The following is an 11476-nucleotide window of genomic DNA, read 5'->3' as shown; positions in this document are numbered from 1 at the left end:
GCCAAGCCATCACCGCCGCCGGCACCGGCACCGCCGCGGCCCTGGACGCCGAGCGTTTCATCGCCTCATTCGTCGAGCTGTAAAGAGACGCCGCGAGAAGACCTGGAGGGTCGTAGTGGGAGTTGCAGGTAAGGCGGTCACCGACGCCACATTTGTGAGCGACGTGCTGCAGTCGGACAAGCCCGTGCTGGTCGACTTCTGGGCGGAGTGGTGCGCGCCCTGCAAGAAGGTCGACCCGCTGCTGGCCGAGATCGCCAAGGAGATGGGCGACAAGGTCGAGATCGTCCAGGTCAACATCGACGAGAACCCGGAGACCACGCGCGCCTACCGGGTGATGTCGGTCCCGACCCTGACGATCTTCAAGGGCGGCGAGCCGGTGAGCTCGGTGACCGGCGCCAAACCCAAGAGCGCCCTGGTCAACTTCATCGAATCGGCTCTCTGACACTCATCGCCGACGCCCCGCGCCCTCGAGGATGCGGGGCGTCGGCGTGTGCGGAGTACTCTGCCCAGAGTCGTCCTTCGTTCCTAGGGAGTCGCGCGTGCGTTCCATCCGACGTGGAGACAGCGGCCCGGCCGTTGCCGAGATCCGGTCGATCCTGGTCGGACTCGAACTGCTGGAGTCCGCCGGGGATGTCTTCGACGACGCCATGGACACCGCGGTGCGGGCCTTCCAGCAGGACCGCGGGCTGGGTGTGGACGGCCTGGTCGGCGACGAGACGTGGGGCGCCCTCGACGCGTCCCGCTGGCGGCTCGGCGCCCGCACCCTGTTCCACTCGGTGCCCGACGCGCTCGTCGGCGAGGACGTCCGGACTCTGCAGGAACGTCTCCTCGAGATGGGCTTCGACTCGGGCCGGCCCGACTCGATCTACGGCCCGCGCACGGCCCGCGCGGTCGCCCAGTTCCAGCGTGAGGTCGGCCTGACCTCCGACGGTTCCTGCGGCCCCCAGACCATGAAGGCGTTGCGCCAGCTCGGCCGCAAGGTCGTCGGCGGGCGCCCCCAGTGGCTGCGCGAGGCCGAGGCGTTCCGCCGGGCCGGCACCAACCTGGTCGGCAAGACCATCGTGATCGACCCGGGCCACGGCGGCGGTGACGACCAGGGCGTCTTGGTGCCCGACGGCCCGCTGCGCTGGAGCGAGGCCGACCTCGTCTACGACCTGGCCAACCGCCTCGAGGGCCGGCTCGCCGCGGCGGGCATGCGGGTCCACCTGACCCGGGGGCCCAAGCCGGCTGAGCCGATCGGCAGCGCCGAACGAGCCGGTCTGGCCAACAGCCTCGGTGCCGATCTGCTGATCTCGCTGCACCTCGACGGCCACGACAACGAGGTGGCCGACGGTGTCGCCACCTACCACTACGGCACGGGCAGCGGGCTGAGCTCGACGGTGGGGGAGCGGCTGGCCAACCTGGTGCAGCGCGAGATCGTCGTCCGCACCGGCATGCGGGACTGCCGCATCCACGCCAAGACGTGGGAGCTGCTGCGTCTGACCCGCATGCCCGCCGTACGGGTGGACCTGGGTTATCTGACCTCGCCGCTCGACCGCGACCGGCTGGTCAACCCGCTGTTCCGCGAGCAGATCGTCGAGGCGATCCTGGCCGCCGTGCAGCGCATGTATTACCCCGTCGAGGCCGACGTGCCCACCGGGTCGATCGACGTGCGCCAGCTGCGGATGGCGCTCTCGAGCAAGAGCTAACTCTCGACGCTGCGGGTGGCTGTGGCCGGGCGCACCGGCCGCAGCAGTGTCTCGGGGCTCATCGAGCCGAGGAGCTTCTCGAGCGCGTACTCGACGTCGGATTTCCACGACAGGGCGGTGCGCAGCTCGAGGCGCAGCCGGGGGAAACGCGGGTGCGGGCGTACGGTCTTGAACCCGACCGACAGGAAGAAGTCGACCGGGGCGACACAGCCCGGCTGCTTCTCGTCGTCGGCCTCGCCGAACTTCGCGTCGCCGAACGCCTCGATCGCCTTGACCCCTCGCTTGGTCAGGTCGCGGGCGACGCCCTGCACGAGCATGCGGCCCAGCCCGCCGCCGGCGAACGAGGCCACCACGTGCGCGGTCATCAGCAGGGCGGCGTCGGCGCTCACCGGCGAGGTCGGGAAGGCCATCGAACGGGGGACGTAGGCCGGCGGGGCGTACATCACAAAACCGGCGGGCATGCCGTCGACGTAGACCAGCTTGCCGCAGGAACCCCACTCGAGCAGGGTCTGCGAGACCCAGGCTTCCTTTTCCAGTCCGGGGTCGCCGGAGGCGCACGCCCGCTCGGCCGACACCGGGTCGAGTTCCCAGAAAACGCACTGGCTGCACGGCCTCGGAAGGTCCCCGAGCGTGTCCAGCGTGAGGTTGACCAGGCGTCGCGACACTGCATCCCCCTCGGCGTCATCGGGCCCAGCGCCCCGGGTGGGATCCTACGCCGCAATAGTCATGAACGGGACCAGCTCGGGCAAGGTGACTGGTTAAACGAGGGCTTCCGTCGCACCACACGGCTACGATCGGACATCGGCACCGGTGCCTCCAACTGTCGAGCCTTCTTACTGGCGAGGTGAAGCCGCATGACCGGCACAACCCAGGACGACTACACCGATCGGTACGCGCGTCGTGTGCGTGGCATGACCACCTCCGAGATCCGCGCACTGTTCGCCGTGGCAAGTCGTCCCGAGGTCGTGTCGCTCGCCGGCGGCTCGCCCTACATCGCCGCCCTGCCGCTCGACGCCGTGGGCGAGATGCTCAACCAGCTCGCCGCCGAACAGGGCGCGAGTTCTCTGCAATACGGCATCGGCCAGGGCACGGTCGACCTGCGCGAGCGCATCTGTGAGGTCATGGCGATCTCCGGCATCCACGGCGCGTCCCCCGACGACGTGGTGGTCACCGTCGGCGGTCAGCAGGCGATCGACCTGCTCGCCCGTCTGTTCCTCGACCCGGGCGACGTGGTGCTCGCCGAGGGCCCCAGCTACGTCGGCGCACTCGGTGTCTTCCAGGCCGCCCAGGCACAGGTCAAACACGTCCCGATGGACGACGAGGGGCTGATCCCGGCCGCGCTGGAAGAGGCCATCGCCGCCGTCGAGCGGTCCGGCCGCAAGGCGAAGTTCCTCTACACGATCCCGACGTTCCAGAACCCGGCCGGCGTGACCCTGACCGGCGAGCGGCGCGAACAGGTGCTCGACATCTGCGAGCGCGCCGGCCTGCTGGTGGTCGAGGACGACCCGTACGGCATGTTGTCGTTCGAGGGTGATGCGCCGCTGCCGATGCGGGCCCGCCGCCGTGAGGGTGTCTTCTACGTCAGCACGTTCTCCAAGACCTTCGCGCCCGGGCTGCGCGTCGGGTGGATCCTCGCGCCCCACGCCGTACGGGAAAAGCTCGTGATGATGAGCGAAGCGAACGTCCTCTGCCCGAGCGCGTTCGCCCAGGGCGCCGTGACGCAGTATCTGTCCACGATGCCCTGGCAGGAACAGATCAAGGTCTACCGCGAGATCTACCGCGAGCGCCGCGACGCCATGCTCACCTCGCTGCGCGACCTCATGCCCCCCGGCACCAGCTGGACCCACCCGACCGGCGGCCTCTTCGTGTGGGCGACGCTGCCCGAGGGCCTCGATTCCAAGGCGATGATGCCGCGCGCGATCGCCGCGCGGGTGGCGTACGTGCCCGGCACCGGTTTCTACGCCGACGGCACGGGCCGCAACAACATGCGGCTCAACTTCTCGTTCTCGTCGCCCGAACGCATCCGCGAGGGCATCCGCCGGCTGTCCGGGGTGATGGAACAAGAGCTGGCGATGCGCGCGGTCTTCGGCCCGTCCGTCGGCGGCTCGCACGCGCGTCGCCGGGGCACGGCCGCCGCGGATGCCCCTGGCCCCGACTTGGCATGATCTCTTCCATGGGTACGGGTGACGATGTGCGCGTGATGGTCCTGGCCGGCGGCCTCTCCTACGAGCGGGACGTGTCGCTGCGCTCCGGCCGCCGCGTCCTCGACGCGCTGCGCGCCGCCGGCCTGAGCGCCGAGATGCGCGACGCCGACGTGACCCTGCTGCCGTCGCTGCAGGAAGACCCGCCCGACGCGGTGTTGATCGCCCTGCACGGCGCCACAGGGGAGGACGGTTCGCTGCGGGGCGTGCTCGACCTGTGCGGCGTGCCCTACGTGGGCTGTGACGCCCGAGCGGCCCGCCTGGCGTGGGACAAGCCGTCGGCCAAGTCGATGCTGCGCGAGGCCGGCATCCCGACGCCGGACTGGGTGGCGCTGCCGCACGACCGCTTCTCCGAGCTGGGTGCGGTGGCCGTGCTCGACCGCATCGTCGACCGGCTCGGCCTGCCGTTGATGGTCAAGCCGGCCCAGGGCGGCTCCGGCCTGGGCGCCGCCGTGGTCCGCGAGGAAAGCGCACTCCCGCCGGCAATGGTCGGGTGCTTCGCGTACGACTCCACGGCACTCGTCGAAAAGTTCGTGCCCGGCATGGACGTAGCGGTCTCGATCGTCGACCTCGGCGGCGGCCCCCAGACCCTGCCCATCGTCGAGATCGTCCCGCGCGACGGCGTGTACGACTACGCGGCCCGCTACACGGCCGGCCTCACCACGTGGCACACGCCGGCCCGATTGTCACCCGAGGTGGCGGCTCGGGTGTCGGAGACCGCGCTGGCCGCCCACAAGGCCCTCGGGCTGCGAGACCTGTCCCGCGTCGACCTGATCGTGCCCGAGGACGGTTCGCCTCAGGTGCTGGGCATCAACGTGTCGCCCGGCATGACCGAGACGTCGCTGCTGCCGTTGGCCGTGCAGGCCGCCGGCCAAGACCTGGGCCACATCCTCAAGACGCTGGTCGACCGGGCCGTCGCCCGCTCCGCCGGCTGAGTCTCAAACGCGGGCGAGAGCGCCGAGCCAGTCATCCAGCCCACCGGCGAGCGCAAGCATCCGCTCGCGGGTCGCGGCGATCTCGGCCTGCCCGAGCTCCTCCCCGGCGCGGTGGTCCGCGTTGTAGTCGAGCCAGCCGCCCGCCGCCGCCACCCAACCGCCGAAGACCCACGGCTCGGCCGCAACGACCAGACCGGTCCGCCGGCGGTACGCGCTGATCGCCTCGACGAACGTGCCTTCGGATTCCTGGTCGTCCCGGTCCGACCAGTCGAGCGCCAGAGCCACCACTTCATGGACGGCGCCGATCGGTCCGGCTGCGTCCCAGTCGAGCGCGAGCAGTTTCCCGTCCTTGCGCACAAGCGCGTTCTTCCGGTCGAGGTCGCGGTGGCTGTCTACCATCAGCATCCGGTCTGGCGCCGGCCTTACCCGCTCGCCCAGGCGAGCAAGTGCTCCGCCCCACCGCGAGCCATCCCACCCCGAGCCACCGGACCCCAAGCCATCACATCCCGAGCCGCGCCCCGAGCCACCGCAGCCCGAGCCACCGCGCCTCGAGCCACCGCGCCCCGAGCCACCGCAGCCCGAGCCACCGCAGCCCGAGCCGGAAGCCGCCTCCCACCGAGGGTCACCGGCCGCGTGGATGCTCGCCAGGAGTTCCGCGCCCTTTGCAGCCGGCCCGGCAGCTGCCCGCCCCTCCACCCACCGATGCACCCGGAAGAGTTCCCCATCCACACGGACCAGAGCCCGCCCGGTGCCGGGTTCCGCGACGGGCTCAGGCATCGCGACCCCTGCGGCCCAGGCCCGCCTCTCCACCCGGAAGGCGCTCTCGACGTTTCCGACGAACTGCGGCAGTCCGGCGTTGACGACCATCCGCTTGACGGCGAACTCGCCGAGTGCGGTCGCCACCCGCCACATCTCGTTGGACAATCCGCCGACAACCTTCACGGGCTCGGCAGTCACAGCACCCAATGCGAACCGCTCCACGACTTGCTCGAGCCTCATCGCCAGATCCTGACGCCTCGACCTTCCCCTGCACCACCGATTTGCCGCACGCTGCGCTGAAGCTCTTACCGAGTTCTTCGCTGGCGCGGTCGCTGCTCCACAACCACCCCAAACGCGCCGTCCCCCGGTCCGCCCGCGCTCAAGCACTCCTCGGTCCACCTGCGATCGCCAGCACGACCAGGCGGGGCGGGCGCTGTCCACAGCACGCACCGGATGCACTGCAGCCCCCGCATGCACTGCAAGCACCCACGCACCGCACGCACCGACGCACCGCACGCACCGCACCCACGGACGCATCGCAGGAACCGACAGACCATCGGCGGACGGCGGTCAAGGGCTTCTTTTACCCAGCCGAGAAGCCGTCCGAGGCTCCGGTCTCAGCTGGTATGCCGCCGATCCCGCAGAGCAGAAACAAATACGCCCCTAACCGGCAGTAGAGGCCGACTGCACACTGCCCTCTCGAACGCGAGAACGCGCGAACGCGAGAACGCAGACCGCATCGCGTTCGAGCTCAGACGACATGCGGGTGCGCGCGAACATGTAGCTGGCCGCGGAGGTCAATGCGCTTGTGCTCAACCGGCATCCGGCGCGCGAACATAGAGCAGGCCGCGGAACCGCATCGCGCTCAGCCGATATCGGGGCGCACGCACCGACAGATAGCCGCAGCGCGGACCGCGCTGCGTTCGCGCTGTGCCGACTCGGCAGCGCACCAAGCGCCATGTGGCACATGCTCGCGGATGCTCTTAGCGATGCACCACCCCCGCGTGGCAGCGGGGACCTCCTCGAACTCCGACCCGCGTCCCGTTGCTTGTGCCGCAGGACCATCTGCCCGTTCGCGCCGTCGATCGCTAGGCTCGGCCGGCTCCAATCGGGATAAGTAATCACGGGGCCGAGCGCGTCTGAGTGTCGCGCTCTACCCGCGCCCGGCCGGGTTCCGGCGTATCTGGCGTCAGCATGTCCGGCGGTCGGCACGTCCTGTGCTCGAGCTTCTCGGGGTCCGGGTGGCCGAGTGTTGCGGCTTTTCCGGTGTAGGAGAGTCCGGGAGTCAAGAAGTCGCCGTGTCCGCGTCCCGGTGGCCGGGTCTCCTGGCCTCCCGGGCGTCACGGTCGCCGGGCGTCACGGTCGCCGGGCCTCACGGTCGCCGGGCCTCACGGTCGCCGGGCGTTACGCCAGCAGGGCAGAGGGCAGCGGCGACTAAGCGTTGGTGATGCGGGACTACGCAGTTGCCGAGGGGTCCGGCGTTGGAATACCGGTCCGCTGGGTCGGGATGTCGTCGTCCCGAAGGTGTCCCTCCCGAACGTGTGCGTTGTCCAGTGCGGCTGGGCGCGCCTCATCGCCATTCGACCACGCAGTTGCTGGGCTCGCTGGATCGACGACCGGACGTGCTGGCCCCTGGTTCGGGTATGCACTGTCAGAGGCTCGATCCCCGATGTCAGCGACTGGGAGCGTGCCACTGGGGGAGCCGTGTCTGGCATCGGCGGCCGGGTCCGCGGCGAGAGGCTCGTCAGCCGGCGCGTCGGATCGAGTGCCGGCGTAGGCGATGGTGGAGGGCGACTCCCACTGAATGTGTGGCGGCTCGGCAAGCGCGGTGCCGCCGAAGTCCGCCAGCCACGCCGCGACCAGAGCCAAGTTCTCGCGCCATTGCTGCTCGGGGATCGCAGGGAGAATGTCGTCCCACAGAGTCAAGAAGGTGCCGCGCAGCTGTAGCCGGCCGTGCGGGCGCGCGAGGAACCACATGTGCAGATGGGCCGAGCCATCACCCCAACGATTCACGTGAACCCGAGCTACGCCATCGAGCGACCGAATCGCGCGCTCAAGTCGGACTGTCATGACACCGAGCTCGGCCGCAAGGAGGTTGGGCAGGTCGCCGATGTCGAGGTGTGATCGGCACTCAAGGATGAGAACCATCGGCAGTCCAGTGGGCCGGTCCATCGCCCGCACCCGCCAGCGCTCACTGATCCAGATGTAAGCCTCATCGTGCGTGTTGCAGGCGACGCAGTCAGCCGCATCCTCACCGCTACGCGGCGGCTCGACGTCAACGGGAGCGGCCAGCGGCTTGACTCTCATATCGCCCTCGAACGGGAACGACGGCCAGCGCGTGAAGTCGGGCAGCGGGGGGATGTTGTCGGCCACGACGCGAACCTTAGCCCAGCCCGGACCCCCTGTCCCGAGTCAATTTCGCGGCAACTGAGCCATCCACAAAACCGGTCTTCACGCGCCGAACGGCGTAGACCACGGTCACCGTCTGTGGAGGCCCCCACACACCAAAAGTTATCCACAGAAGTTATCCACAGGCCAACCAGTTTCACGTGAAACACGACGTCGCAGCCCTGCACTGCCTGTGGATACCGCAGCCAACCGCCAACGCCACATCAACGCCGTTTCACGTGAAACACCACTACCAGGCTTCTCAACAGCCGTTACCCACACCCTGTGGATAACTTCCTGCCGTACATCCAGCCCACGCCATCCACCGCCTCTCCTGCCCTTCCCACAACCACACCAACTTCAGGTGACAGCAGCCAGAGGGCCGAGCATTACGCCACTCCAACGACAGCTCAGAACCGTGGCCAGGACCTGCGGTTCAACGAGCTGTCAATGCGATCGAGGCACATGACGAGTCGCCCTACCCGCAAGCGCTCCCCTTAACGACCGTGAAGGAACGGCTGAGCCTGGGCCTGGGGACGGACAGGTTGGCAGACGATGTCCCGCGGGATCAGTTTGCGCTCCTCCCCGGAGCTGCCGCCTACAGCGGCGGGCCCGCCCGATTGACTGTGTGCCCTGCACCTGGGTTGGCGGCCGAAGATGGTCCTGTGAGCTGACGTAACAGCTCGAGTGCCGCGCGGCTCGATCTCTCTTCCGCTGGGTTGTCTCGCGGTCAGCGGTGCTTCAGCCCGAATGCTTGGAGGTCCCGATTCGCTTGACGTGCTTGGGGAGGTCGCCGCAGCCGAGGCGACGCGGAGCGTTCACGTGGCATGCGCGGGGGCGGCTTGCCGACGTTGTGCTCCGGCTTCTGCCTGTCGTTAAGTCGGCGACTCCGACGACTTGCTTGTCTTCGGCCGTTGGTTCGGACCGATGCTTGAGGGTAGGCAGCCAGGACCTGGTCAGCGGCGTCCGAGTGTTCGGGTTCGTTGAACGGACTGTCGGCCGGCCAGAGTTGTTGGAAGGTCGTAGAGCTGGCCGGCGCGTCGGTCTCGGCGATGTGGGCGTCGATTTCGTAGGCGGTCGCGGTTGGCAGCCGTCGGCCTGCAATCCTGATGAGGGTTCTCATTCGCTCGATGTTGGAACCTTGAGCTTCAGCTGACACCTCCCTTGAAGTGCGGGACGAGATGGGCAGCAGCCAGTTGCCGGGGTTGGCAGTCGGATTCCTCTGACCCGCCAGCGGTTCGGCCCTTTGTCGTCGACTGAGACGATGCGGCGCTGTCGAAAGGTTGGGATTTCGGCTTGCCGCCCCAAGCCTTGGCCTCGAATACCCGTTCAGGCGTGCTGGCTCCACGAGCGGTCAGGCTGGACACGACCTGCTCCTGCTACCCGGCACCGGCACCGGCAGGGGTGCCGGATGCCGGGTTCCAGCGGCGTGGTCGATGATTTTGTTAATGACGTGGTGGGATCGGCCAGGCGCCGTGACGTTGGGTCCGGCCCACGGTGTGAACGTCGTCGAGTGGGGGCAGCATCGGCGCCATGTGAGACGAGTCCTGGCCATCAATCCGTGGCCATGATCGAGTGTCACCGAGTTGGTGGCTATGAAGTCGGCTGGGTGGTCGATCGCTGGTGCTGTGAAGGCCCGGACCGTAAGTCCGGATGACCGCGGCAAGCCACCCCGTCAATTCGACAGCCACCGTCGCGGCCACAGTGCCGCGCGAAGCGCTGGTCACTGCGTGGACGCGCGAGTCTGTTCGCCCGGCGGGCCCTCGTTCGAACGGCCACGGCGACATTCACTGTGCCCGCACCGCAGCGATAGCGTTTGGATCGGCTTAGTTCCGACAGCCACAGCCACAGCCACAGCCACAGCCACAGCGGCAAGGCGGCGCGTAGGCGGGACGACCAAAATGGCACGGTACAAACCCGCGGTTAGCTCTGGGACCCGCCCGCCGGACGGGGGCGGTGAACGAAGCGGCAGGAAGGCGTGAAAGCCCCAGAACCGGTCGGTGCGGCCGCAGAAGGACGCCGCAGCTTGGTATCGAGCCGAAGCGGTATGGGCGCTCGCCGACGGAGGTGCGGTCTGACGTTGCGACGCGGCGGCGCGGAATCCGTGAAACGCAGGACGGTATGGGAACGGGACTGGGTAGACGATGCTCCAATCCGCGCAGTGGAAAAGCAGCGGAGCGGCGATGCCAGCAGCGGCGACATCGGCGCTGGCGTCGCAGCCGTGGCGGTGGTCGCGCCGTCGGCGTGAATCAACGTTGACGGGGGCTTCGACTACTTCCACAGTGCGGGGGCAGGTTCTCCACAATCCGCAGCGCTGCGCGAAGACAGCCGATGGGGGCAGTGGTGCCAGCAGCGGGGAGCGCCCGGCAACGGCCAGGCAGCGGCAGCGATGGCGACGGCACCGGGGGCGACAGCGGCAGCAGCAACGCCGACGGAGGATTCGGCCTGCTGCTCCTGCTAGGCAGGTCCCCACCGTCCGCTGCGCTGCGCAAGGCCAGCCCGCCCGATGGTGCCGTAAGGCGCCGGCGAGCTTCACCGAGACGACTTCCAGTACAGCGCACATGAGCCGATGTCCGTTGAACTTCAGACTGGCAGCTGCCTGGTGTCACGTGCGCAGAGTGTGTTTCGGAAGACCGGCGCCAAACGTGCCACAACACATCGGCCGAGTGCCGACGACCACTCCGCCAGTCGAGTTGATCGTGAGCACGATTGAAGTTGTCGTCCATGGCGAGCGTTTGAACTCCACCTCACGACGCGCTACGCATCTCCGTGCGGATTACTTTGCGACCGAGTCACCGGTTGCGGTGTTGGTCAATCGCGCGGTGGTGGACCGTTGATCGAGCGACCAAGGTGGTCGTCGCAACCACGCGCCGAACGGCCAGATGATTTGGTGGATGCGGGGATCCCAGACTCCGGGGTGGGGCGACGTGAGGGCCTTGTCGGCATTCCGAAGCCGATTCGGCGGGCTTCTCCCTGATGGCCGTCCCCATGCGGAGGAAGGGTCAGTTGGCGCGGGTATTTGGGCTTGCTCGCCTGACTGGTCATGTTGTCGACGCTGCAATCGCATCCCATAGCGCGGCAACCCTCGCTCGGACCGACTTCCTGCCAACGCCATGAGAGACGCGGGGCGAAGCGTCCAGCCAGGGGACCGAGGCGGCTGATTCGAGCAGCACGACCCGGATGGTGTCGGTAGCCCTGGCGTCCGCGAAACGTCGCCCGCCGGCATGATCCCTCGGTGGCGTCGCGACTTACCGAAGCTTGTTTCTAGGTCGGCGTGGAGGGCGAGTCGCTGGAGTGGGAGTCTCCCGAGGGGTCCTCCCGTCGGGTGACTGATGGCCTCTGCGCGGGGTGTGGCGCCACCTCTCTGTGGCAAATGATGGCGCTGACGGCTGCCTGAGCCGTTGTTTCCTGCGCCGTTTCACGTGAAACGGCTCCCGGCTCCCGGCTCCCGGCTCCCGGCTCCCGGCTCCCGGCTCCCGGCTCCCGGCTCCCGGCTCCCGGCTCC

The 11476-nt window shown here is 68.5% G+C and carries 7 protein-coding genes; 4 read left to right on the top strand and 3 right to left on the bottom strand.

Annotation, left to right across the window (positions count from 1 at the left end; genetic code table 11):
• Positions 1-115: 115 nt before the first annotated feature.
• Complete coding sequence (gene trxA / locus LXN57_RS30075; RefSeq protein WP_221383357.1) at positions 116-442, top strand: thioredoxin; 327 nt, start codon at positions 116-118, stop codon at positions 440-442.
• A gap of 97 nt (positions 443-539) precedes the next feature.
• Positions 540-1688 (top strand): N-acetylmuramoyl-L-alanine amidase, encoded by a 1149-nt coding sequence (locus tag LXN57_RS30070; protein WP_251801572.1) that lies wholly within the window; start codon positions 540-542, stop codon positions 1686-1688.
• On the opposite strand, the gene LXN57_RS30065 is transcribed toward LXN57_RS30070, so the two are convergent.
• Entirely contained in the window at positions 1685-2353 is a 669-nt protein-coding gene (locus LXN57_RS30065; protein ID WP_251801571.1) for a GNAT family N-acetyltransferase, read from the bottom strand. The two genes, LXN57_RS30070 and LXN57_RS30065, sit on opposite strands and share 4 nt — an antisense overlap.
• Before the next feature lie 189 nt (positions 2354-2542).
• Between LXN57_RS30065 and LXN57_RS30060 the strand changes: the two genes are divergently transcribed.
• Positions 2543-3853, top strand: a complete 1311-nt coding sequence (locus LXN57_RS30060) for an aminotransferase-like domain-containing protein (RefSeq protein ID WP_251801570.1) — start codon at positions 2543-2545, stop codon at positions 3851-3853.
• 8 nt (positions 3854-3861) lie between these two features.
• Positions 3862-4824 (top strand): D-alanine--D-alanine ligase family protein, encoded by a 963-nt coding sequence (locus tag LXN57_RS30055; RefSeq protein WP_438872931.1) that lies wholly within the window; start codon positions 3862-3864, stop codon positions 4822-4824.
• A 3-nt stretch (positions 4825-4827) separates the two neighbouring features.
• On the opposite strand, the gene LXN57_RS30050 is transcribed toward LXN57_RS30055, so the two are convergent.
• Together LXN57_RS30050 and LXN57_RS48210 are read right to left on the bottom strand one after the other, a co-directional pair.
• Positions 4828-5805, bottom strand: a complete 978-nt coding sequence (locus LXN57_RS30050) for a hypothetical protein (protein WP_251801568.1) — start codon at positions 5803-5805, stop codon at positions 4828-4830.
• A 1233-nt stretch (positions 5806-7038) separates the two neighbouring features.
• Positions 7039-7935, bottom strand: coding sequence for a hypothetical protein (locus tag LXN57_RS48210; RefSeq protein WP_308206666.1), 897 nt, complete (start codon positions 7933-7935; stop codon positions 7039-7041).
• Between the last annotated feature and the right edge of the window lie 3541 nt (positions 7936-11476).

This window comes from Paractinoplanes hotanensis, from assembly GCF_023717965.1.
Lineage (GTDB): Bacteria > Actinomycetota > Actinomycetes > Mycobacteriales > Micromonosporaceae > Actinoplanes > Actinoplanes polyasparticus.
The sequence above is the reverse complement of the archived record's forward strand: the minus strand, read 5'-3'. Positions and strand labels throughout refer to the sequence as shown.